At 70.6% G+C, this 24,324-nt stretch carries 17 protein-coding genes and 1 pseudogene; 8 read left to right on the top strand and 10 right to left on the bottom strand.

Features of this window, described 5'->3' with window-relative positions; genetic code table 11:
- Positions 1–5: 5 nt before the first annotated feature.
- The 5 genes from IG02_RS0129740 to IG02_RS0129715 all read left to right on the top strand — a co-directional run bounded on the left by IG02_RS0129740 (position 6) and on the right by IG02_RS0129715 (position 6,407).
- Positions 6–626, top strand: a complete 621-nt coding sequence (locus IG02_RS0129740) for a hypothetical protein (RefSeq protein ID WP_030754742.1) — start codon at positions 6–8, stop codon at positions 624–626.
- Positions 627–860: 234 nt separating this feature from the next.
- Positions 861–1,568: a class F sortase gene (locus tag IG02_RS0129735; protein ID WP_051765891.1), complete on the top strand. Its 708-nt coding sequence runs from the start codon at positions 861–863 to the stop codon at positions 1,566–1,568.
- Between the two features lie 304 nt (positions 1,569–1,872).
- Positions 1,873–4,578 carry a nitrite reductase large subunit NirB gene (nirB, locus tag IG02_RS37075; protein ID WP_037804661.1) on the top strand — a complete coding sequence of 902 codons (2,706 nt, stop codon included), beginning with the start codon at positions 1,873–1,875 and terminating at the stop codon, positions 4,576–4,578.
- 17 nt (positions 4,579–4,595) lie between these two features.
- A complete protein-coding gene (gene nirD, locus IG02_RS0129720; protein ID WP_078854937.1) occupies positions 4,596–5,057 on the top strand; it encodes a nitrite reductase small subunit NirD in 462 nt (153 codons plus the stop codon).
- A gap of 186 nt (positions 5,058–5,243) precedes the next feature.
- Complete coding sequence (locus tag IG02_RS0129715) at positions 5,244–6,407, top strand: alkaline phosphatase PhoX (protein WP_030754735.1); 1,164 nt, start codon at positions 5,244–5,246, stop codon at positions 6,405–6,407.
- Between the two features lie 149 nt (positions 6,408–6,556).
- Here IG02_RS0129715 and IG02_RS39935 read toward each other — a convergent pair.
- The 3 genes and pseudogenes from IG02_RS39935 to dusB form a co-directional block, all read right to left on the bottom strand.
- Positions 6,557–7,678 (bottom strand): annotated as a pseudogene (locus IG02_RS39935) (ArsR/SmtB family transcription factor); the annotation flags it as partial.
- 708 nt (positions 7,679–8,386) lie between these two features.
- Entirely contained in the window at positions 8,387–11,164 is a 2,778-nt protein-coding gene (gene ppdK, locus IG02_RS0129705) for a pyruvate, phosphate dikinase (RefSeq protein WP_030754733.1), read from the bottom strand.
- Positions 11,165–11,710: 546 nt separating this feature from the next.
- Positions 11,711–12,904, bottom strand: a complete 1,194-nt coding sequence (gene dusB, locus IG02_RS0129700) for a tRNA dihydrouridine synthase DusB (protein ID WP_051765889.1) — start codon at positions 12,902–12,904, stop codon at positions 11,711–11,713.
- A gap of 124 nt (positions 12,905–13,028) precedes the next feature.
- Between dusB and IG02_RS0129695 the strand changes: the two genes are divergently transcribed.
- On the top strand, positions 13,029–14,558 hold the full coding sequence (locus IG02_RS0129695; RefSeq protein ID WP_030754730.1) for an MFS transporter: 1,530 nt from the start codon (positions 13,029–13,031) through the stop codon (positions 14,556–14,558).
- 177 nt (positions 14,559–14,735) lie between these two features.
- On the opposite strand, the gene IG02_RS0129690 is transcribed toward IG02_RS0129695, so the two are convergent.
- The 7 genes from IG02_RS0129690 to IG02_RS0129660 all read right to left on the bottom strand — a co-directional run bounded on the left by IG02_RS0129690 (position 14,736) and on the right by IG02_RS0129660 (position 23,656).
- Positions 14,736–15,647: a helix-turn-helix transcriptional regulator gene (locus IG02_RS0129690; RefSeq protein WP_030754728.1), complete on the bottom strand. Its 912-nt coding sequence runs from the start codon at positions 15,645–15,647 to the stop codon at positions 14,736–14,738.
- 350 nt (positions 15,648–15,997) lie between these two features.
- On the bottom strand, positions 15,998–16,393 hold the full coding sequence (locus IG02_RS0129685; RefSeq protein ID WP_030754726.1) for an Imm7 family immunity protein: 396 nt from the start codon (positions 16,391–16,393) through the stop codon (positions 15,998–16,000).
- A 5-nt stretch (positions 16,394–16,398) separates the two neighbouring features.
- Complete coding sequence (locus IG02_RS0129680; RefSeq protein ID WP_037804657.1) at positions 16,399–21,315, bottom strand: putative T7SS-secreted protein; 4,917 nt, start codon at positions 21,313–21,315, stop codon at positions 16,399–16,401.
- Positions 21,316–21,318: 3 nt separating this feature from the next.
- Positions 21,319–21,957 carry a hypothetical protein gene (locus tag IG02_RS0129675; RefSeq protein WP_234314957.1) on the bottom strand — a complete coding sequence of 213 codons (639 nt, stop codon included), beginning with the start codon at positions 21,955–21,957 and terminating at the stop codon, positions 21,319–21,321.
- Positions 21,958–21,995: 38 nt separating this feature from the next.
- A complete protein-coding gene (locus IG02_RS0129670; RefSeq protein ID WP_030754717.1) occupies positions 21,996–22,448 on the bottom strand; it encodes an SseB family protein in 453 nt (150 codons plus the stop codon).
- A 171-nt stretch (positions 22,449–22,619) separates the two neighbouring features.
- Complete coding sequence (locus tag IG02_RS0129665) at positions 22,620–22,832, bottom strand: DUF397 domain-containing protein (RefSeq protein WP_030754712.1); 213 nt, start codon at positions 22,830–22,832, stop codon at positions 22,620–22,622.
- Positions 22,829–23,656 carry a helix-turn-helix domain-containing protein gene (locus IG02_RS0129660; RefSeq protein WP_234314956.1) on the bottom strand — a complete coding sequence of 276 codons (828 nt, stop codon included), beginning with the start codon at positions 23,654–23,656 and terminating at the stop codon, positions 22,829–22,831. The genes IG02_RS0129665 and IG02_RS0129660 overlap by 4 nt, the downstream gene beginning before the upstream one ends.
- Positions 23,657–23,781: 125 nt before the next feature.
- Between IG02_RS0129660 and IG02_RS41795 the strand changes: the two genes are divergently transcribed.
- Both IG02_RS41795 and IG02_RS0129650 read left to right on the top strand, forming a co-directional pair.
- Positions 23,782–23,955, top strand: coding sequence for a hypothetical protein (locus IG02_RS41795; RefSeq protein WP_158712394.1), 174 nt, complete (start codon positions 23,782–23,784; stop codon positions 23,953–23,955).
- Complete coding sequence (locus IG02_RS0129650; RefSeq protein WP_158712393.1) at positions 23,952–24,293, top strand: hypothetical protein; 342 nt, start codon at positions 23,952–23,954, stop codon at positions 24,291–24,293. The genes IG02_RS41795 and IG02_RS0129650 overlap by 4 nt, the downstream gene beginning before the upstream one ends.
- Positions 24,294–24,324: the final 31 nt, after the last annotated feature.

The raw sequence follows: 24,324 nt of genomic DNA, 5'->3' as shown, positions 1-24,324 counted from the left end.
CCCTCATGCAGACCCCTGCCCGCCTGCTGACCACGACCGCACTGGCGGCCGCGTCGATAGCCCTGGCCCCCGTGAACGCCTCCGCGGCGTCCACGGGGGCGCCCACCCGCCCCGGGGACCGCGGGGATCTGGAGCTGTCGCCGCGGACCGCACGCCCCGGTGACACCGTCACCGTCAGGACGGCCGCCTGTGGCAGGAACGGACGTGGCAGGGGGTTCGCGGAATCCGTCGGCGACGGGGAGTTCCGCCTGGCCCCCCGCAAACGTCAGGAGACGGCCAAGCACCTGGACACGGGTAAACCCCCGAAGGCGGACAAGCCCGCGGAGACGCGCAGGCATCCGGAGACGGGCAAGCACAAGGAGTCGGCGGAGGGGCGGTTCCGGGTACCGCGGTACGCCCGGTCCGGCTCGTTCCGTATCCGGGTGAGGTGCGACAACGGCAGGCGGGCGGAGGGCACGCTCCGTGTGGAGCACGCCGGTCCGACCGGTCATGTCAGAACCGGTGCGGGTGGCAGTGTCGCGCCCGACACCGCCAGGATCGCGGCGGGCACGGCCGTTCTGGCCGCGACCGCCGCCGGCGGGACCTGGCTCCTGCGCCGCCGGGCGAGCGGCGCGCAGGACAGCTGAGCGGCCGGTCTCCACGGCCCGGCCCCGCCTCCCGTCCCCGCCCCGTCACGCTTCTCAAGCTGACCGGGCGGGGACCCCTCCCGACAGGACCCGCACCGCATGCACGACAGCGAGCGCACCGGCAGACGCGGCAGACGTGACACTGGTGGACACGGCAGCGGCAGCACCGGCGGCAGACCCGGCAGCGACAACTCCGGCGGCGACAGGCGCGGCATCGGCAGCAGCGGCGGCGGCATCGGCAGCGCCGGGGCCCGCACCGGCAGGGGCGGCCTCGGCAACGGGGGCTGGCTGGTGTGTATCGCCGCCTGCGTCGGAATCTGGCTGGTGCGGACCGGCGCCGAGCCGCCGGCCCCGCCGCAGCCGTCCCCCGCCCAGGCGTTCACGACCGGTCCCGGACGTCCCACGGAGCCGGCCGCCGATCCCCTGCCGCCCTCCGCTCCCGTCCGGCTGCGCATCCCTCGGATCGCGGTGGACACCCCGCTCGTGGGGCTCGGCCTGGCGTCCGACGGCAGTCTCGACGTCCCTCCGGCGACGGACCGCAACCTCGCGGGCTGGTACCGGGACGGCACGCCTCCCGGCGCCCGGGGCACCGCTCTCGTCGCCGGCCATGTCGACACCGCCCGGGGCCCGGCCGTCTTCTACTCGCTCGGCACGCTCGGAAAGGGCCATCGCATCGAGGTGACCCGACGGGACGGCAGGACGGCCGTCTTCTCGGTCGACGCGGTCGAGGTGTACGAGGCGGACGCCTTCCCCGACCGCAAGGTGTACGGCGCCGCGGAACGCGCCGAACTGCGGGTGATCACCTGCGGAGGCGGTTTCTCCACGAGGACCGGCTACCGGGGCAACGTGGTCGCGTACGCCCATCTCGTCGCCGCGCGCCCCGCGAGCGCGCCGCCCGGCAGCCCCGGCCGCGGCGCCCGCGATCACGCCGTCCTCCACTGACGTCCCCGGGACCTCACACGACGGGCCCTCACATCGCGGGCCTTCGCACCGGCCCCTCACACCCCCGGTCCGGGAGCGCTGAGGGCAGCGTTCCGTACGGGAAACGGGCGCGATGCGGACGGGTAACAGCCATCGCTCAGGGTTTCGGACATGACCTGAGAACCGCGTCCGGACCGCACCCACCGGCCTCGCCCCCCGCCGTCCCTCTCCCCCGCCGCTTTCGCGTCCGCAGCCCCGCACCCGCACCCGTATACGCGCCGGGCACCGTGCCCCGTGCCCCGCTCTCCCGATGGAGGCTCCCGAGATGACCGACACGTACCGGACGCCCGTCCCCACGATCGTGGTCGTCGGCCACGGCATGGTCGGCCAGCGTTTCCTGGAGGCCCTCGCCGAGCGGGACGTGACCTCGCGGGCCCGTGTGGTGGTGCTCTGCGAGGAGCCCCGCGCCGCCTACGACCGGGTGGCTCTGACCTCGTACTTCTCCGGTCGCACGCCCGACGACCTCGCCCTGGCCGAGCCGGACTTCATGGCGCGCCACGGCATCGAGCTGTATCTGGACGACCCCGCCGAGACCGTCGACCGGGCCACGCGCACGGTCGTCTCGCGGGCGGGGCGCGTCTTCACCTACGACACGTTGGTGCTGGCCACGGGCTCGTACCCGTTCGTGCCGCCCGTGCCGGGCAAGGACGCCACCGGCTGTTTCGTCTACCGCACCATCGAGGACCTCCTCGCGATCGAGGAGTACGCGATGACCGCGCGCACCGGCGCGGTGGTCGGCGGCGGGCTGCTCGGGCTGGAGGCGGCGGGCGCGCTCAAGGGGCTCGGGCTCCGGACGCACATCGTGGAGTTCGCGCCGCGCCTGATGCCCGTCCAGGTGGACGAGGGCGGTGGCGCGGCCCTGCTGCGCACCATCGAGGAGATGGGGCTGACCGTCCACGCGGGTGTGGGCACGCAGGAGGTGACGACGGACGCCGGAGGCACCGTCACCGGCATGGCGCTGTCGGACGGCTCGGTCCTCGACACCGACCTCGTGGTCTTCTCCGCCGGTGTCCGGCCCAGGGACCAGCTCGCCCGCGACTGCGGGCTGCGCGTCGGCGAGCGCGGCGGCATCGCGGTCGACGAGCACTGCCGTACCTCCGACCCCGCCGTCTTCGCCATCGGCGAGTGCGCGCTGGCGGCGGACGGCAAGGTGTACGGGCTGGTGGCACCGGGCTACGAGATGGCCACGACCGTGGCGGACGTGCTCGCCGCCGGGATCTCCGCGCCGACCGGAGCCGCCGGAATCTCGGCGGCCGGAGCGGCCGGAGCGGACGTGGCCGCGAGTGGGACGGACACGGTCGCGAACGCTCCGGGCACGGCGGCCGGCACGATGGGCACGGCCGACGCGGCCCTGGCCGGCGTACGCGGCTTCACCGGTGCCGACATGTCGACCAAGCTCAAGCTGCTGGGCGTGGACGTCGCCTCGTTCGGTGACGCGCACGGCGCGGCGCCCGGCTGTTCGAGCGTCATGTACGCGAACGCGCGCGCCGGTGTCTACAAGAAGCTGGTCGTGGATCCGGACGGCGCCCTGCTCGGCGGGGTCCTCGTCGGGGACGCCGACGCCTACGGGATGCTGCGGGCGATGACCGGTTCCGTACCGCCCGTCCCCGCCGAGCAGCTGGTCCTGCCGGCCGGCGCCGGCGCGGCGGTCGAGCTGGGCCCGGCCGCGCTGCCCGACGACGCCGTGATCTGCAGCTGCCACAACGTGACCAAGGGCGCGATCTGCGCCTGCTCCTCCCTCCCCGAGGTCAAGAAGTGCACCAAGGCCGGGACCGGCTGCGGAAGCTGTGTGAAGGTCATCGGCCGGCTGCTGGCGGCGAACGGCTCCGGGCCCGCCGACAAGGGACTGTGCGGCTGCTTCCCCTACACCCGCGGCGAGCTGTACGAGATCGTCCGCACCCTGCGCGTCACCTCGTACGCGACGCTGCTCGACTCCCACGGCCGGGAAGAGGCGCGCGGCGGCGACGGCTGCGAGATCTGCAAGCCGACCGTCGGTTCGATCATCGCCTCGCTCGCGCCCACGCTGGGCGTCAGCGGCTATGTGCTGGACGGTGAACAGGCGGCCCTCCAGGACACCAACGATCACTTCCTTGCGAACATCCAGCGCAACGGATCGTATTCGATCGTTCCGCGGATCCCTGGGGGCGAGATCACGCCGGAAAAGCTCATCGTGATCGGCGAAGTGGCCCGGGACTTCGGCCTCTACACGAAGATCACGGGCGGGCAGCGGATCGACCTGTTCGGCGCCCGCGTGGATCAGCTGCCGATGATCTGGACCCGGCTGGTGGACGCGGGCTTCGAGTCGGGGCACGCGTACGGGAAGTCGCTCAGGACGGTGAAGTCCTGCGTGGGGCGGACCTGGTGCCGCTACGGCGTCCAGGACTCGGTCAAAATGGCCATCGACCTGGAGCTCCGCTACCGGGGGCTGCGCTCCCCGCACAAGCTGAAGTCCGCGGTGTCGGGGTGCGCCCGGGAGTGCGCCGAGGCGCGCGGCAAGGACTTCGGGGTGATCGCCACGGCGAACGGCTGGAACCTGTACGTCGGCGGCAACGGCGGCGCCGACCCGCGCCACGCGGACCTGCTCGCGCAGGATCTGTCGGACGCGGAACTGGTACGGCTGATCGACCGGTTCCTGATGTTCTACATCCGTACCGCCGACCGGCTGGAGCGCACCTCGGCCTGGCTGGAGCGGATCGAGGGCGGGCTCGACCACGTACGGGACGTGGTCGTCCACGACTCTCTGGGGCTCTGCGACGAACTGGAACGGATGATGGCCGCGCACGTGGCCAAATACCGCGACGAGTGGGCGGAAACGATCAACGACCCCGACCGGCTGCGGCGGTTCGTGTCCTTCGTGAACGCCCCGGACGCGCCGGACCCGTCGGTGAAATTCGTGCCCGAACGCGATCAGGTGAAGCCGGATCTGACATTTCTCCCGCTGGAAACGCTGGAAGGGGCGACTGCGCGATGACCGCGACGACAACATCGATGACAGATCTGGTCACGGACCGGAGGACCGACACGGAGGCCGGGGACACCGGAGCCGCCGGGAACGCCGGAGCCGCCAGGGACGCCGGCAGCGGGGCCAACGGCACGGGATCCGTGGAACTGCGCGTGGGCGAGGACTGGTTCACGGTGTGCGAGGTGTCCGCGCTGACCCCGGGCCGGGGCGTGGCGGCGCTCCTGCCCGACGGCCGTCAGGCGGCGGTCTTCCTGGACCGGTCGGGCCGGCCGTACGCGGTCTCCAACCAGGACCCCTTCACCGGCGCGTACGTCCTCTCGCGCGGGCTGCTGGGCAGTGCGCCCGGCACGGGGCCCTTCGTCGCCTCGCCGCTGCTGAAGCAGCGCTTCGACCTGGCGACGGGCCGGTGCCTGGACGATGACGACGTCGCCGTCCGGGCGTACGGGACGCGCATACGAGCCGGGGAGCCCGCCGCCCTGACGGCCTGACGCCGTGGTGACAGCCGTCACGGCCGCCCCACCCGGCCGTGGCGGCGGCACGAGCCCCGCGCGAACCAGCCGTACCGACACCGGGCATTCAGGCATCGGTCACACGGATGCTCTACGCTCCCCCGGCGTGCGACCCCGCGGCGCCACCCGGCCCCGCGGGCGGCTCCCACACCCCTGGAGCGACCAGTGGAACGTCGCAATTTCCTGCGCGGAGCGGTCATCGGCACCTCGGCAGCCGCGTTCGGCGGCACCCTGTGGCGCGGCGCCGCCCTCGCCTCACCCGCCCAGCCCGGCACGGGCCCGTACGGAGCGCTCGGCGCGGCGGACGCCAACAACATCCGGCTGCCCGCGGGCTTCACCAGCCAGGTGATCGCCCGGTCCGGGCAGCGGGTGCCCGGCACCTCCTACACCTGGCACAACGCCCCCGACGGCGGTGCCTGTTACCCGGACGGCACCGGCTGGATCTACGTCTCGAACTCGGAGATCAACCCCTCCGGGGGCGCGAGCGCGATCCGTTTCTCCTCGACCGGCTCGATCACCGCCGCGTACCGGATCCTCTCCGGCACCCGCCAGAACTGCGCGGGCGGCAGAACGCCCTGGAACACCTGGCTCTCCTGCGAGGAGGTGGACCTCGGGTACGTCTACGAGACCGACCCGTGGGGCGTGAACGCGGCCGTGCGGCGGGACGCCATGGGCCGCTTCAAGCACGAGGCCGCGGCGGCCGACCCCGTCCGCCGCACGGTCTACCTCACCGAGGACGTTCCCGACGGCTGCTTCTACCGCTTCACGCCCACCACGTGGGGCGATCTCTCCTCCGGCCGGCTGGAGGTGCTCGTCGCCGGAACCGGCACGAGCGGCCCGGTGAGCTGGGCGCCGGTCCCCGACCCGAGCGGCGCCAACGCCGCGACCCGTAACCAGGTGTCCGGAGCCAAGCGCTTCAACGGCGGCGAGGGCTGTTACTACGCCGACGGCACCTGCTGGTTCACGACCAAGGGCGACAACCGGGTGTGGCAGTACAACGCCGCCGCCGGGACCATCGAACTGGCCTACGACGACTCGCTGGTGTCCGGCTCGGCACCCCTGACCGGTGTCGACAACGTCACCGGCAGCGCCTCCGGCGATCTCTTCGTCGCGGAGGACGGCGGGAACATGGAGATATGCGTGATCACCCCCGACGACATCGTGGCCCCGTTCCTGCGGATCGGTGGCCAGTCCGGCTCGGAGATCACCGGACCGGCCTTCTCCCCCGACGGCACGCGGCTCTACTTCTCCAGCCAGCGCGGTACGGGCACGAGTGCGTCGGGGGGCATCACGTACGAGGTGACCGGCCCCTTCCGCACGTCTGCGTAGGCACCGCCGTCGCCGTACGTACCGTTCCCGTAGGCGGCGCTGCCCTGGGAGGCGCTGCCATGGGAGGCGCTGCCATGGGAGGCGTTCCTGTGCGCGCCGTTCACGTTCCCCTCGCCGTACGCACTGTCCGCGTACGCACCGGCCCCGTCGGCGCCGCCCCGCAGCAGGGCGGCGCCCAGCGGTGTGAGCGTGTGCAGGACCGCGTTTCCGCGTCGCAGGGTGACGACGAGTCCCGACTCGCGCAGGACGCCCGCGTGCTGGCTGGCCGAGGCGAGCGACACCCCTGTCCTGCGGGCCAGTTCGCTGGTGGTGCAGCCGTGTTCGATGGCCCGCAGGACGGCCGAGCGGGTCCGCCCCACCAGCCGGCCCAGCGAGGGCCCCGGACGCTCGACGGCGGCGGGCGCGTCGGAGTGCGTGATCGGGTAGACGAGCACGGGCGGCAGCCGCGGATCCCGGTGCACGACGGCGGTGGAGCGGCAGAAGAACGAGGGCTGGAGGAGCAGCCCCCGCCCGTCCAGGCACAGTTCGCGCTCGACCGGGTAGTCCGCCTCCAGCACCGGGGCGCGCCAGCGCAGCATCGGCGGCAGCGTGGCGAGGAGTTCGTCCGCGCCGCCGTCCAGCAGGGCCCGCCCGCGCAGGGTCCGGTCGGCTTCCGTCCTGGCCCGGATGTACGGCCAGTACGGCTCGACCGCGGCGCGGTGGTACGTGCGGAGCGCGTCGACGAGCGGGGCCAGGGCGTCCGGACCGTCGTCGAGGAGCGGCGCGAGGGCGACGGCGAGACGCCTGCCCCGGCCGCCGCCCCCACGGGCCGTACCCGCGTCCGCACCCGTACCGGACATGACCGGCTGCGACTGGTCCAGGGCCGCCGGCCGTAATGACCCCGCGTCCCGGCGCGCCGCCCGGGAGCGCCCGGCGGCCAGCAGGGCGAGTTCGGCGCGGACCCGCTCGGGCGGCGTGGCCCGTACGGCCTCCAGCCCCGCCTCCAGGGCCGCCGGGCGCCCCGTCGGCTCGGGTCCGTAGCCGGGTGCGGCCCGCGCGGGCGCCGGTGTCAGGAAATCCGGGAAATAGCCGCGCTGAGGAACGAGCGCGGAGAGCAGAAGTGTTTCACTTTTCAACCGGGCACGGGTTTCCCGGCGCCATTCCCCGAAGACGAGCGGGCCGCGTCGATCCCGTATTCGATGAAAGCTCAGAATCGTTTCCCACAGCGGGTCGGGTCCGGTGGCCGTCCTGAGCCCACCGAGGTCCTTATCCGTGAAATGAATACGCAGCATCCAGTCCCCACCTGTGCCTCCACCATCTCCCCGATCAATGAGTATGCATGCCATCACACCCGGTTACCACGGTGTTTCGGCCACAGTTGAAACGGGTCGCGGAGGTGGGGCCGGACCCGAAAAGCTGTACCGCGTCGGGCATGAAACCCGAGACGACCGAAAGGCGCGCGAAGGCCGTGGGGGGCTTTGCGGGCCCGGCGGCGGTCGGTGACGGTTGCGGCTCCATGTCCGGCCCGCGTAATGGGGGCGCGGCTCGTCGGGTGGGGATCCGCGAGTCGTGCCCCCGCGGTTCACGGCGCGGCCTTCCGTGCGGCGTTCCGCGTGGTTTGCCTCCGTGGCCCACGGGCGCGATGTGGCGCAATTCCGTGGAGTGCGATCGGGGAACATGTCAATGCCGACGCGTGTACGGACGCCATATTCGGTCACCGTCCCGGACCGTGCGCCACCCGCCGACGCGCCTCGCCGGCCCCGCCCCCACGGGCCGGTCGACAGCGAGCGGACGGCGCGGGTCGGCGCGCACGGCGCGGAGGCGGGCGCACAGCGCGGAGGCGGGCGCACAGCGCGGAGGCGGGCGCCCCGCACAAGGCGCCCGCCCTTTCCGCGCCGCAGCCGCCGACCGGGGTCGGTGAGGGTCGAAGAGCCCCGCGGCGGCTCCGGTGTCCGCACGGCGCCGGAACCCCGGCACCACCGCGAACGGTGACTCGCAGACTACCGTGCGTCGCTGCCCTGCGACCGTGCGGCCGCCCGGCCCGCCTCCAGCCGCGCCACCGGGATCCGGAACGGTGAGCACGAGACGTAGTCCAGACCCACCTCGTGGAAGAAGTGCACCGAGTCCGGGTCACCCCCGTGCTCCCCGCACACCCCCAGCTTCAGCGCCGGCCGCGTGGCCCGGCCCGCCTCGACCGCGCTCCGCACCAGCGAGCCCACTCCGTCCCGGTCGATCGTCTCGAACGGCGAGACGCCGAAGATGCCCTTCTCCAGGTACGCGGTGAAGAAGCTCGCCTCCACGTCGTCACGCGAGAAGCCCCAGACCGTCTGCGTGAGGTCGTTCGTCCCGAACGAGAAGAATTCCGCCGCCTCGGCGATCTGACCGGCCGTCAGCGCGGCCCGCGGCAGCTCGATCATCGTGCCGAGCGCCATCTTGAGTTCCGTACCGGTGGCGCGCTCGACCTCGGCGATGACCTGCTCGGCCTCGTCCCGTACGAGTTCCAGCTCCTGGACCGTACCGACGAGCGGGATCATGATCTCGGCGCGCGGGTCGCCCTTGGCGTTCTTCCGCTCGGCGGCGGCCTCCGCGATCGCCCGCACCTGCATGGCGAACAGCCCGGGGATGACCAGGCCCAGCCGGACCCCGCGCAGTCCGAGCATCGGGTTCTGCTCGTGCAGCTTGTGCACGGCCTGGAGGAGGCGCAGGTCGTTCTCGTTGTGGTCCTTGCGGGCCTCGGCGAGCGCGACCCGTACCGACAGCTCCGTGATGTCGGGCAGGAACTCGTGCAGCGGCGGGTCCAGCAGCCGGACCGTCACCGGCAGCCCGTCCATCGCCTCGAACAGCTCGACGAAGTCCTGCTTCTGGAGCGGCATCAGGGCACCCAGTGCCACCTCACGCTCCTCGTCCGTGTGGGCGAGGATCAATTTCTCGACGAGTTCGCGCCGCTCGCCGAGGAACATGTGCTCGGTGCGGCACAGCCCGATGCCCTGCGCGCCGAAGCGGCGGGCACGCAGCGCGTCCTCGGCGTTGTCGGCGTTCGCGCGCACCCTCAGCCGGCGGCGCCGGTCCGCGTACGCCATCATCCGGTGGACGGCCTCGACCAGTTCGTCCGCGTCGTCGGCACCCGCGTGCATCCGGCCCTCGAAGTACTCCACCACGGGCGACGGGACGACGGGCACCTCACCGAGGTAGACCCGGCCGGTGGAACCGTCGATGGAGACCGTGTCGCCCTCCTCGACGACCCGCTCCCCCACCGTCAGCCGGCGCGCCTTCGTGTCGACCTCCAGTTCTTCCGCGCCGCAGACGCACGTCTTGCCCATACCGCGCGCGACGACGGCCGCGTGCGAGGTCTTGCCGCCGCGCGAGGTCAGGATGCCCTCGGCGGCGATCATCCCTTCCAGGTCGTCGGGGTTGGTCTCGCGGCGGATGAGGATGACCTTCTCGCCGGAGCGCGACCACTTGATCGCGGTGTACGAGTCGAACACCGCCTTGCCGACGGCGGCACCCGGCGACGCGGCGATCCCGCGCCCCAGCAGCTCCCGCTCGACCTCCTCGTCGAAGCGCGGGAACATCAACTGCGCGAGCTGCGCCCCGTTCACGCGCTGGAGCGCCTCCGCCTCGTCGATCAGCCCCTGGTCGACCAGCTGGGTCGCGATCCGGAAGGCGGCCCCGGCGGTGCGCTTGCCGACGCGCGTCTGGAGCATCCACAACTGACCGCGCTCGATGGTGAATTCGATGTCGCACAGATCCCGGTAGTGCGTCTCCAGGGTCTCCATGATGGCCAGCAGCCGGTCGTACGACGTCTTGTCGATGGTGGCCAGTTCGGCGAGCGGGACGGTGTTGCGGATGCCCGCGACGACGTCCTCGCCCTGCGCGTTCTGGAGGTAGTCGCCGTACACGCCCTGGTGACCGCTCGCCGGGTCGCGCGTGAAGGCCACGCCCGTACCGGAGTCGGGGCCCAGGTTGCCGAAGACCATGGAGCAGACGGTGACGGCGGTGCCGAGGTCGCCGGGGATGCGCTCCTGACGGCGGTAGAGCCTGGCGCGGTCGGTGTTCCACGACTCGAAGACGGAACGGATCGCGAGGTCCAACTGCTCGCGCGGGTCCTGCGGGAAGTCGCGGCCCGCCTCCCGGGAGACGATCTTCTTGAACCGTTCGACCAGCTTCCTGAGGTCACCGGCCGCCAGATCCACGTCGGTGGCGGCCCCCTTGGCGCGCTTGGCCTCCTCCAGCGCGTCCTCGAAGAGGTCACCGTCGACGCCGAGCACGGTCTTGCCGAACATCTGGATGAGCCGGCGGTACGAGTCCCAGGCGAAGCGCTCGTCACCGGCCTGCTCGGCGAGACCCTCGACGGAGCCGTCGGAGAGGCCGACGTTGAGGACGGTCTCCATCATGCCGGGCATGGAGAACTTGGCCCCGGAACGCACGGAGACGAGCAGCGGGTCGTCCGCCTGACCGAGCCGCTTGCCCATCTTCCGTTCCAGGGCGTCGAGATGGGTGCTCACCTCGTCGCGCAGGGCGGGCGGTTCCGTACCGCTGTCGAGGTAGATGTTGCACGCCTCGGTGGTGATGGTGAAGCCGGGGGGCACGGGCAGCCCCAGGTTGGTCATCTCGGCGAGGTTGGCGCCTTTGCCACCGAGGAGGTGCTTGAGGTCCTTGTTGCCCTCGGTGAAGTCGTAGACGAACTTCCGTGTCCCCTCGCGCTGTCGGGACTCGTCACGCGACTCTTCACGCGCTGATCCGGAGGTGGGTACGTGAGGATCTTGGTTTTCCGACACGGTCTCGACTCCTCGACGACGCGGTGGCTGCCCTAGTGGCGAGGAACATACCCAGATCGAAGGTGAGTGGGTACGTCCACTTGCCTGTCATACGGCCTTAACCACCCGTCCGCCACCGGATCGAATGCCGACGGCGCGGAGTTGACGTATCGCGGTTCTTTCATCACTCGAAGCGGGCATGACCCAGACATGACCAACTCCGCTCACCTGAGCGCGATGCTCGGCATATGAGTTCAAGACTTGAACGACTAAAGGGCGGCACCGCGTGCCACCACTTTCGAAAGCACACCCCGCCCATGATCCGCTCATCTGAGCGCCACCTGTCTCAAGGTGGCGAGAATCACGTGGCGAGTGGGCGCCAATCTGCCCGCGCGTCCCAGCATGCGGACAGGTTCGCCGGGGCGGGGCGCCGCCAAAGCGGAGGGGGCGGTCGTCACCGGGGCTGGGGCGCCGCCAAGAGGGGCGCCCCAGCAGAAGGGGGCGCCGCCGTCGCGCGTCTGCCCCCGTCCCGGCCCCGTCCGCCCGCGTCCGCGCGCCTCCGCGCCCTCAGCCGCCCGAGGTGTCCAGCTCCGCGTCCGCGCCGATCCCGGCGCAGTCGTACGGATCCTTGAGCCAGCCGTCCGGCAGCACGACCCGGTTGTTGCCCGACGTGCGTCCGCGCGGCCCGTCCGCGCCGTCCGGCCACGGCTGGCCGAGATCCAGCCCGGCCATCAGCTCGTCCAGCTCGTCGAGGGAGGAGGTGACCGCGAGCTGCTTGCGCAGCTGGGACCCGACCGAGAAGCCCTTCAGGTACCAGGCCACGTGCTTACGGAAGTCGATCACCCCACGGGCCTCGTCCCCGATCCACTCCCCCAGCAGCTCGGCGTGGCGCCGCATGACGCCGGCCACCTCGTTCAGCGTGGGCCGCACCGCCGTGCCCGTACCACCGAAGGCCGCCACCAGGTCCGCGAAGAGCCAGGGCCGGCCGAGGCAGCCACGTCCGACGACCACGCCGTCACAGCCGGTCTCGCGCACCATCCGCAGCGCGTCGTCCGCCGACCAGATGTCGCCGTTGCCGAGCACCGGAATCTCCGGAACGTGCTCCTTGAGCCGCGCGACGGCGTCCCAGTCGGCGGTCCCGCCGTAGTGCTGCGCGGCGGTCCTGCCGTGCAGCGCGATCGCCGTCACCCCCTCGTCAACGGCGATGCGCCCGGCATCCAGATAGGTGATGTGATCGTCGTCGATGCCCTTGCGCATCTTCATCGTGACGGGCAGCGGCCCGGCGTTGGAGACCGCCTCGCGCAGGATCGCCCGGAGCAGGGGCCGCTTGTACGGGAGGGCCGAGCCGCCGCCCTTGCGGGTCACCTTGGGCACCGGGCAGCCGAAGTTGAGGTCGATGTGATCGGCCAGGTCCTCGTCCACGATCATCTGGACTGCCCTGCCGACGGTGACCGGGTCCACCCCGTACAGCTGGATCGAGCGCGGCGTCTCACTCGCGTCGAAGCGGATGAGCTGCATGGTCTTCTCGTTGCGCTCGACCAGTGCCCGGGTCGTGATCATCTCGCTGACGAACAGCCCCTGGCCACCACTGAAATCCCGGCACAGCGTCCGGAACGGCGCGTTCGTGATACCGGCCATGGGCGCGAGCACCACCGGCGGCGTGACGGTGTGCGGGCCGATGGCGAGCGGCGCGACGGGCGCGGACGTCGCGGGTGGCGCGTCCTCTGTGGCCGAGGCGGGCGCGTCCTCGGCGGCCGGCATGGGGGCGTGCTCGGTGACCGACGCGGGAGCGGCGGACAGCACCGGGGCGGACGGGGCGAGTGGAGCGGTCATCCGCCCATTGTCGCGCATATCCCTACTCATTAGTTAACCGTACTATCGATACATGTCCGAGCTCAGCCACCGACGGAAGCTGCTGGTGCTGGCGATCTGCTGCATGTCTCTGCTGATCGTCAGCCTGGACAACACCGTCCTCAATGTCGCCCTGCCCTCGATGCGGGAGGAGCTGAACGCCTCCGTCTCCGGACTCCAGTGGACGATCGACGCGTACACGCTCGTCCTGGCGTCCCTGCTCATGCTCGCGGGCTCCACGGCCGACCGGATCGGCCGCCGCAAGGTGTTCATGGCCGGTCTGGTCGTCTTCACCCTCGGCTCGCTCCTCTGCTCCCTCGCGCCGAACCTGGAAGCGCTGGTCGCCTTCCGGATGGTGCAGGCCGTCGGCGGTTCGATGCTCAACCCCGTCGCGATGTCGATCATCACCAACACCTTCACCGCCCCGCGCGAGCGGGCCCGCGCGATCGGCGTCTGGGGCGCCGTCGTCGGTATCTCCATGGCGGCGGGGCCGCTGATCGGCGGGCTGCTGGTGGACTCCGTGGGCTGGCGGTCGATCTTCTGGCTCAACCTCCCGGTCGGGCTCGCGGCACTCCTGCTGACCTGGCGCTACGTACCCGAGTCCCGTGCCCCCGAGCCCCGCCGGCCGGACCCGGTGGGGCAGTTGCTGATCATCGGCGTACTCGGCGCGCTCACCTACGCGATCATCGAGGCTCCCGCGGCCGGGGTGACCTCACCGCTCATCCTCACCTTCGCCGCCGTCGCCGCGCTCTGCCTCGTCGGCCTGCTGCTGTACGAGCCGAGGCGCGCCCAGCCGCTGATCGACCTGCGGTTCTTCCACAGCGCGCCGTTCAGCGGGGCGACCGTGATAGCGGTCTGCGCCTTCGCGGCCCTCGGCGGGTTCCTCTTCCTGAACACCCTCTACCTCCAGGAGGTACGAGGCCTGTCCGCGCTCCACGCCGGGCTCTACATGCTGCCGATGGCGGCCCTGACCTTCGTCTGCGCCCCGCTGTCGGGGCGCCTGGTCGGCAGCCGGGGCCCACGGCTCTCCCTGCTGATCGCGGGCACGGCGATGACGCTGAGCGGCGTGCTGTTCGCGGCGTTCGACGCGGCGGCGACGACTTCGCTGATGTTCACCGGCTACGTCGCCTTCGGTCTGGGCTTCGGCATGGTGAACGCGCCCATCACCAACACCGCCGTCTCCGGCATGCCCCGCTCCCAGGCGGGCGTCGCGGCGGCCGTCGCCTCCACCAGCCGCCAGATCGGCCAGACGCTGGGCGTGGCGGTGATCGGCGCGGTGCTGGCGGGCGGCATCGCCTCGGCGACGGGTCCGTCGTCAGGGGCGCGACCGGGTGCGGGAGCGGCCTCCGCCGCGTACGCCGCCGACTTCCTGGACGCGAGCCGCCCGGCCTGGTGGATCATCACGGGCTGCGGTGCGTGCGTCCTGCTGCTCGGGGCGCTGACGAGCGGCGCCTGGGCCCGGGGCACGGCGCTGCGCACGGCGGCCCGGCTGGAACCGGCGGCTGGGGCGGCACGGGACCGACAGGGCGCGGACACCGCGACACAAAGGCCGATCGGCCCCTGACAGACCCGGTCGCCCCGGACACACCGGGCTGACCGGGCTGACCGGGACACACCTGGCGCTGTCCCCGGCGCATCTGGCCCCACCGAGCACACCGAGCACACCGGGTCCTGCCGGGCACACTTCGCCAGCAACGCTGCGGGTCCGAGGACACCCGGAGCGCCACCCAGCTTGCGCCGCCTACCTCGCGGCTACCACCGCCGCCAGTTCCTCGCGCTCCTGCACAAGGGCCTGCAACCGCTCGAGCCGGAGCCGGGACTCGTCGTCCACCGGGATGTAGCTGACCAGCCGAGGCCCGGAGGACGGCCCGAGCCAGAGGTTCGTGTGCTCCAGGGTGAGCGTGCCGACCTCGGCGTTGACGAACCGCTTGGTCCGGTCCCCGACCGGAGCGACGACCTCGTGCTGCTCCCAGATCGCGCAGAACTCGGGCGAGGCCGACCGCAGCCGGCCGAGCATCGTCTTCCAGGCCGGCTCGGCCAGGTGCTCGGCCATGGCGGCTCGGAACTTGGCGGCCATGATCCGCGTCGTCTCCTGCCGATTGGCGCCGAGCGACCTGCCCCACTCCTCGTTGGTGAACGCGAGCCACATGCAGTTGCGGTCCTCGGGCGGCAGGGCGTCGAGGTCGCACATGAGCCGCCCGTAGGTGCGGTTGTACGCGAGGATGTCGTAGCGGGAGTTCTGCACGCAGGCCGGGAACGGCTCCAGCCGCTCCAGCATCAGCCGCAGCGAGGGCGTGATCGTCGGGCACGGCGTCCCCGGCGCGGGATCGACGGCCCCGGCCAACGCGAACAGGTGCGCCCGCTCACTGGTGTCGAGTTGCAGAGCCCGCGCGAGCGCGTCCAGCACCTGCGCGGAGACCTGAATGGGACGCGCCTGCTCCAGCCACGTGTACCAGGTCACGCCGACGGCGGAGAGCTGCGCGACCTCTTCCCGCCGCAACCCGGGCGTCCGCCGCCGCGGCCCCCGGTCCAGCCCCACCTGCTCAGGCATGATCCGCTCCCGCCGACTCCGCAGGAACGCGGCCAGCTCATGCCGCCGGATGTCACCGTCCTGCCCGGCCGTCGGCGGACGGGACGCGGTCGTGGTACTCATACCCCCAGCCTGCCGGACACCCGAGGCTATTTCCAGGTGGTACGACTACCAGGATCGCCCCGCCGTACTACCAGGCTGCCTTGGCAGCACCACCTATCTGACCGCCCGGGGCCACCGCTTCCCCCTATGGCCGAAGCTCCAGACGACCGCCGCTCCCATCAGACAGTCAAATCTAATTCCGTCGACACACGCACCAGACTCGCAAGGCCCCTGCCGGAAATTAAACCACGACCCCACTTCTAGCCTTGCAGAAAACGAACACACAAAACCCGTTCACCTGATCCGGGAAAACCTTCTCACCATTCTGGGACTTTATTTGACATCCTTCATCAGGAAATCGCGAAACACACTTAGTCCTCAATGACCGGATAGCAGGGCGACAGGAATGGATCCATGCGAACTTTGACCTCTCCCTTGGCCATAACGCGGACGCGGAAGGCACCTGAACCGGGCGGCCTATCCATGTCGTCCGAGCGCTCGTAGAGAATGCCCCACGCACCGCGAAAGCGACCGGCGATGTACAGCAACAACTGGTCCAACTCCCGCGCTTCGTCCCTGCGACGGTTCATCAGACCGTTGGCCAGGACAAAGTACTGACCATTGTGCAAGGTAAGAGAAACCTCGCCCGTTGCCCAATCGATGCCGGCGATCAGCGCCCGCAGTTCAGCGATTCCCTCACTTAGTCCCCCTATGTCTGCTTCCTCAGGGGATTCGGAAATTCCGAACCAGCCGTGAAACTCGTACATCGACCTCACTCCAACGGAGTTGTATCAATTACGGGATCGATCCCGTAACGTCGGCCATACTCCCGTAGTTTATCAATGACCCCAGGACCAGGCTCTCCATCGAAGTGGAAATATGGCGTACGACCGGATTCTATCGCACGCTCAAAGGTGGCCTTGGCCTGGTTACGGAAGGAACTTCCCATCTGCATCCCTTCCGGCTTCGACTGAGCAACATACTGATCGCTGATCGCATCGAATTCCCGCCTCGTGGGATCGTTCTCGAACCTGACGCGTGATTCGCCTCCTAGCCGCTCAGCCAGGGCATCCGCCGCAGGATCTGGCTTGTTGACCTCAATCAGGCGGCCGAGACCCCCATTGTTCGGGTACGGCGCGAGTCCGAGTGGGTCGATCCACCTGTGCGGGTTGTGGACGTAGGTGGTCGGGTTGGGGGCTGGCGTCAGGCCCAGGGGGTCCGGGGTGGTGTAGCGGGCCGTCTCGGGGTCGTAGTAGCGGAAGTAGTTGTAGTGGAGGCCCGTCTCCGGGTCGAAGTACTGGCCCGGGAAGCGCAGCGGGGTGTACGCCGTGCTGGTTCTGGCCCAGGTCGTCGTGCCCCAGAGCGTGGTGCGGGTGTGCCAAGCGATGTCGCCCGACTCGTCGATGAGTTCCGTCGGGGTGCCGACCAGGTCCGTGGCGATGGCGAAGAACCGCGCGTCGATCTCGCGCTGCGTCGCCTCGTCGGTGAGGCGTTCCGTCTGGGCGAGCGGGGTCAAGCCCTGGTGGTCCCACGTCAGCGTGACCGGGTGCGGGAGTTGCCCCGCGTCCGTGGTGGTCTGCTCCGCCAGGACCGTGCCGTCCCACGTGAACGTCGTACGTTCCGCCACGGTGACGCCGTCGGCGGCCAGGCGTTCCTTCGCCGTGCGACGGCCCAGCGGGTCGTAGCGGTAGCGCCAGCGCGTGCCGTCGGGGGTAGTGACGGCGGTGAGCTGATTGTCGGCGTTGTACGTGTAGCGCCAGGTGTCCGGCTTCTTCGACAGGCGGGTCTTGGTGCGCAGCACCAGACGGCCCGCCGCGTCGTGCTCGTAGCGGTTGGCGCCCGCCCGCCGCACGCGCGTACCGGTATAGGCACGCTCCCCCGCCGCGTCACCCCCGGCGTAGCGGGCGGGCCAGGTTGCCGTCGTCTGGTTACCGGCCTCGTCGTAGGCGTACGTCTCGCTCCAGTCGGCGGCCGTGACCGCCGTGACCCGGCCGACGGGATCGAGGGCGAAGCGCTGGGCGCCGCGCAGTGAGTCGTCCAGCGCGGTGAGGTGACCGTCGGCACGGTAGGTGTAGGCGCGGGTGTTGAGAGTGCGGGCGCCGGTCGACAGTTTCTGGGTGGCCAGTCGTCCCGCGTCGTCCCAGGTCGAGGACAGGGTCAGGATGTCGCCGAACGCACGTTCCAGCTCCCGGCCGGCCACATCACGCGTGAACTCGATGCGGTGGCCGCCGGTGGTCAGGTGGGTGGGCCTGCCGGCCGCGTCATATCCATAGGTGGTGACCCGGCCGGTCGGGGTGACGCGGCGGGTGCGGCGGCCCAGTTCGTCGTACGCGTAGGTTGTCGCGCGGCCGTCGGCGAGCTCGGTCTTTACACGGCCTCGACGGTCGTACTGGTAGACCAGCTCGCTGTCCGGACCGGCTGCCCTCAGCAGGCGCCCCGCCGGATCGTAGGCGTACGTGGTCACCTCACCCGCCGCGTCCTTGCGGATCATCTGGCCGAGTGGGTCGTGCTCGTACGCGACGGTCTCGCCGAGCGGTGTCGTACGGGCTGCCAGCCGCCCCGCCGGATCGAGGGTGTAGGTGAGGGTGCGGCCGTCGAAGTCTGTCTCGGATATGAGCCTGCCGGCCGGGTCATAGGTGTACGACCAGGTCAGCCCCTGCGGGTTGGTCACCTGGGTCAGCCGCAGCTCGGCGTCGTGTGAGAACTCGTAGCGTGCGCCGTCCGGGTCGGTACGGGCGGCCATGAGATCGAAGTGGGTGTACTCGAAACGGGAGACCTGGCCGACGGCATCGGTGTGGCTGGTGCAGTTGCCCTCGCCGTCGTACGTCCATGACTCGGTCGCCCCGTCCGGGCCGGTGCGGCGCGCCAGTTCGCCGTCGGCCGTCCACTCCAGGTGGGTGACGGCACCCAGCGGGTCGGTGAGCCGCACCGGGCGGCCGAACACGTCACGCTCGTAACGGGTGGTGCCCCCGAGCGGATCGGTGATCTCCAGCGGCAGCCCGGCCGGGTCGCAGCGCACGGTACTGACGGCGCCCAGCGCATCGGTCACCGAAACGAGGCGGCCATGCGTGTCGTACGCGTAATGCGTGGCGTGGCCGGCCGGGTCGGTGACGGACGTACGGTTGCCGCGCTCGTCGAACTCCTGCCGCCAACGTGCGCCGTCCGGACCGATGAACTCCGTCGTCAGGCCCAACGCATTGCGTCTGGTGCGGAGTTGGCTGCCGTCCGGGCGGGTGACAGCAGTGACCCGCCCAGCCTTGTCATAGGTGAAAGCTGTCGTGTGACCGAGCGCGTCGGTCCGCGTCAGCACGTTGCCACGGCGGTCGTAGGTGGAGCGCGTGGTGTGGCCCAGCGCGTCGGTGGTGGCCAGGACCCGGCAGCCGTCGCCGATCAAATGGCGGGTGGTATGGCCGTCCGCGGTGGTCAGCGTGGTGGTGCGATGGCCAGTGGCCGGGTCGGGCTCGCTGTAGGTGAGGCTGACCTGGAAGTGGCCGGCCTCGCCACCCTCGGCGATGACCCGGTGCAGGTCGTCGTAGACATAGTCATAGCGGCGCTGGTTGGAGTCGACCCAGGCCGTCACCCGACGGCGGTCGTCGTACTCGAAGGTCAGGGTGGAGCCGGACGCTTTGGTGACGGTGGTGAGGTTGCCGTCGGTGTAGCCGTACGACACGAGAGGCTGGACCGTACGACGGCCGTCGTCGGAATCGGTGTGGTCCGGAGCCGGAGCGGTGCCGGGTGCGAGGAAATCGTCTGTCCCGCTCCCGTCCGGCCGCCCCGTGTCCGGCCGACTCTCGTGCGTACGGTTGCCGTCCACGCGATGTCCGACCCCACGGTTGCCGCGCGCGTCGTCGCCCAGAGGGCCGCCGCTCGCCCCGCTGGCGTCCGTACGGCTGTCCCCTGTCCCGGCCGACGCCGAGGCCGACGCCAACGCCAGTCCGGTGACCCGCCTCTCGGCCACCGTCAGCACCAGGCGGTAGCCCGCCGAGTGGACCAGCGCCAGCGGGGTGCCGTCAGCGGCCCGGTCGACGTTGATCGTATGGCCGTTGCGATCGCTGATCTGGACCAGCCACGCGTCGCCGTCGCCGCCAGGTTCCACCCCGGGCGGCGCCGTGAAGTGCCGCACCAGCCCGGTGTCCGGGTCGGTGACGGTGTAGTCACCGGCCTCGTCACGGGCCAGCGTGCGCCGGACCGTACCGGTCTCCGGGAGCGTGTACAGCCCCGGAACCGGGTGCGGATACGCCAGCAGCAGCCCGTCGTCCGTGACGTGAACGACCCCGTTCGCGTCGATCTCCAGGCGCTCGTCCACTGTCGAGGACCAGGACGGGCCGAAGAAGCGGCCGACCACGTAGCCGGACTCGACGCGCCGGGTGAAGACCAGCGGCAGCGCGCCGGGCAGCACCACGTCGGTCTGCGGCAGGAACATCCGTCCCGAGGCCAGGTCCACCGGGTCGGTTCCCCCGGTTTCGCGCCGCCCGTTCGGAGGGTCGTTCGTCCCTTCCGGGGCGTCGTTGAGCGCACGGCGCGCCCGCTGCGCGTCGGAGGCCAGGTCCGCCGCGTCCGCCGCCAGCCGGGTCGCCTTCACGCCGGCACCCGCACCGCCGGTGGCAGCCGTCAGCGCCAGATCGGGAATGAGCCGGCCAACGCCCTCCGCCGGGTCCCTCATGAAGTCGCCGACCATCTGCCGGCCCGCGCCCCACGGGTCGTTGGCCACCGTCAACAGCCCGGTCGCCGTGCTGTTCAGCGAGGTCACGTACTCCGCCGGGTGCGTGAGGTTGTACGGGTCGGTCGGGTTGACGCTCCGTGCGAACGTGAGAATGCCCGCCGTACCCCTGATGATGCCGCCCTCGACGTGGTCGACCATGACGGGGATTTCCTCAAGGCCGTCCTGAAGCTGTTCGCTGTACGACGGTTTGGGCGGGGCCATGTCCCGCGCCGCCGTCACCGCCGCGCGCGCCGTCTCGGCGGCCGAGTTCCGCTGCCGCCGGGCCTCGGCCAGGATGTCCTGCGCCTCCTCCATGCGCGCGGTGCCCGGATCGCTGAACTCGCCCGGCTTCTGGGGCCGGCAGGACGGCTCGCGCTCGTCGGCCGGCAGGGCGTTGTACCGGTCGGCAGCCTGGTTGTACGAATCGACCCGGTCGTTGTACGCGTCCCGTGCCTCCTCCGACGCCCGCGTACCCGCCTTCCACTTGTCGATGGCGGTCTGCGCCTCGCCCTGCGCCCACTCCACGGTGTCCGCGAAGGATTCCAACGCGGCTGCCGCGTCCTCGCACGCGTCCGCCGCCTTGAACCACTTCGGCGGCTCGATCGACACCGTCTCCCGGAACGCGTCCGCCCCCTCGCCCTTGAGGGAGTCCGACTCCAGTCCTCTGAGACCCTCGCCGACCTGATTGAACGCCTCCTGGAAATCGCGGAGGTGAGAAGCGGTCGAGCGAATCTTCGACGGACTGCCGTAGATCAGCTTGGTCTTGTCCTCGGTCTGCCCGAGATCCAGTTCGTCGACCTCGGCACCCAACCGGTTCGCCAACGAGCCGGACTGCTCACGCACCCAGTCCGCGCCGGACTGCCAGCCCACGTCGTCCAGCCGGTCGGCGGTCCACCGTCCGGCGTCGTCCACACGGTCCCCGACCCACTCGGCACCGTCGTCGACCGCGTCCTCGACGACGTCCGGGACAAAGTCACGCCAGCCCATCGCTCAGTTCCCCCCGGATTCCGGCTGCTGTGACCGCTCTTCCGGAGACGGCCCGTACACGTCGTCCACCGCCCGGTCGAAGGCCTCCTGATCGACCCCGAACACCTCGTTCAGAATCCGCGACTGCTGGCCGCCACGGCCTTCGGTGAGCATCGTCCGCCCGGTGTCCCGCCAGGTCTGGGTGATGTCATCGCCGGCCTGCTGGAACGACTCCGCGCTGTAGTCCGGGTCCCACGCGTCCGGCGTGAACACCTCCCCCCAGCTCTGCTGGGCGATCTCCTCCTCGGAGGCGTGCGGATTGCCGATGAGCGCGTTGACACCGACCTTGAAGGTGTTCTGGCGGTACTGGTCCTCCTCCCAGACCAGTCCCGCAGCCAGCCCGAGTGTCGAGGCGATGGTGTTGGCGTCCTGGATCAGCGCCCGTACGCCCCACTCCCAGCGCTCGCAGTAGTCCTCGAAGTCCTCTGCCAGTCCGTGGTGTCCGGCCTCCATGCCGGTCATCGCCAGCTCCGAGAACCCTTTGCCCAGGACCGATCCGGAGCCGGTGCCGACGTCCCGCAACTCGGCCACCGCGCCCCGCAGGCCCTCGGTGATGCGCCGGACGCTCTCCTCATCGACCCGCAGGTCCTCCGCGTCGCCCATCAGTTACGCCTCCCCCGCTGCCCGATGGTCTGTCCGGTCTACCCGGTCCGCCTGGACGTGTGCGACGACGACCGCTCGACGCCGGCCTCACCGGCATCGACCGCCACCGCGTCCGGCACGATGCCCACCGTCGGCGGAAACATCATCGACCCGTCCGGATCGGCCACGTTGATGGCCACACCGGCCGGCACGCCCATCGCCGGAATGATCTCGTCCAGTAGCCGCGCCCCGCGCAGCTCGGCGTACTGCCACTCGCGGCCGGTGGTCCGCCCGTCCCCGTCGTCCCGCGCCCGCGCGAATCGCGCCAGCGCGTCCTCGTCCGTGAACCCGCAGATCCAGCGAACCCCACCGAACCGCGCGGTCCACAACCCTCCGCCGTCCATGGGCACCAGAACAAGCGCCCGCCGCAACTCCCCGATCAGGGCGCGCGGGTCTCCCGTCCCGGCCCGCCGCTCGGCGATCTGCTCCGCCAGCGCCTCCCCCGTGCTCATCTCGGCCCCCTAAGCCTCGACGATGAACCCCGTACCCTCCAGCACTGCAAGAACAAACGCCTCAGCCCTGCCGGTCAGTTCCCGACCTTGGAAGTTGACCACTTCAAACGCGGCTGTCTCAACGGCATTTCGAGGAAAGCGGAGCAGCACGGGCCCGCTCAGGTGGGTCTACTACGCGGTGAAGTCCCCCCGGCGGACGGCTTGTACGAACGAGGCGAAGGCGGAGGGGCGGAAGGTGAGGTAGGAACGCTCGGGGGACTTGGAATCCCGGACGGGTACGACACCGGCGATATCGTCGGCGACTTCGACGCATTCCCCACCGTTACTCTGGCTGTACGTGGAACTCCGCCAGTTCCCGTCCGGAACACGCCTGGGCTCGCTCATGAGTAGCAGTCCTTCACGATGGAGTCGATCATGCCCGCCGACTCGTCCGGTGGCGCGGCCATGGCCTTGAGCAGATCATAGGCATCGTTCCCCATCGCCACATCGCCAGTCTCCGCCAGGAGATAGCCCCGTGGGAAGCCGTCGACGTGGACCACGTCGTCTCCTTCGTCGAAGGACAGCAGACCGAACGGGCTCGCCACCATGTGGTTGAACCGATTGGTCGGCATGATCTGCACAACATGCGGAGGATTCTCAGCCAGCTGCTTAAGACGGGAGAGCTGGCTTGCCATCACCTCCTCGCCGCCCACCACATTGTGGAGGACGAACTCGTTGAGGATCAGCCAGAGTCGCGGGGGCTGCTCCCGCTCCAGGATGCGCTGACGCTCTATGCGCGCCGTAACCAGGTCATCAAGATTGGCGGGCCGGCCGGCGCGCAGCACGGAACGGGCGTACTCCTCCGTCTGCACAATTCCCGGCAGCAGCAGCGGATGGAACATCCGCAACCGCGTCGCGCTCCACTCCAGCTCGACGTAAGGCCGGAACCACGGCGGAAACGCGTACCGCAGCGCCAGCGGCCACAGTCGCGCGAAGCGCCCGTTGGCGTACGGGAAGGTACGGTCGCACGTCTCGGCGAAGTCCAGCGACGGCACGCGGTCACCCGCCTCGATCTTCGCGACCAGTGAGTACCCACAGCACGCCTCCTTGCCCAACTCGGCGCGCGACATACCCAGCCGTTCGCGCTCCAGTCGCACCTCCGCACCGAAGTGAGCGAGAGGCGACACGGCCGGATCGGCCGGCTCCATGGTCTCGTTTTCGACGGCCACACGAACTCCCGAACGGTCCTTGGACAGTCACCGACGTCCAGGTCAGCTGTCTGTTGCACGCGCCCGCAGAGGCCGAAGCTGAGAACACGGAAAGCGAGTGCGAGATCACGGAAGGTACATCTCTCATGCGTGAACAGGCCACCGATACGCGGACACATGACCCGGAAGAGGTGACGGCGACGATCCAGGCCGGACACTTCTGGCGGCTCGTGCCCGAGTGGGTGCCCCGGGATTTCGTGGAGCCGACGCGGGAGTTGGCGCTGCGTGTGGAGCGCGGGCTCAGGGCGTGGGCCTCATGACGCAGGACGGCGCGGCGGACAACGGCGCGGCGCGCGACAACACGGCAGAGAGCAGCACCGCTCGCGCCGGCGGCAGGTCCGGAAGTTCGGCCAGGCAACGGCTGTCATTACTGATCGCCGCGTTCGGGGTGGACGGCGCTCTCGTCGTACCGAAGGACGATCCCGGCGCCGAGGGCGCGGACCTCGCGCCAGGTGCGGCGCTCAGGTGGCCCAAGTGCCGTTGCGGCAACGCCGTGTGCCCCGACGCCGAGCCGCCACCCGCGGCCCGGACCCCCGCCGAAGAGCTGAGCGCCCTGGTCGCGGAACGGAACAGACGCAGCAGGCGCGGCGGCCTTTGAACCACCGCGCCCCGCCGGTCACTCACGGACA

It is taken from the genome of Streptomyces sp. NRRL F-5135, from assembly GCF_000719775.1.
GTDB classification, from domain to species: Bacteria; Actinomycetota; Actinomycetes; order Streptomycetales; family Streptomycetaceae; genus Streptomyces; species Streptomyces hebeiensis.
Note: the sequence above shows the minus strand (reverse complement) of the source record. Positions and strands in the feature narration are given on the sequence as shown.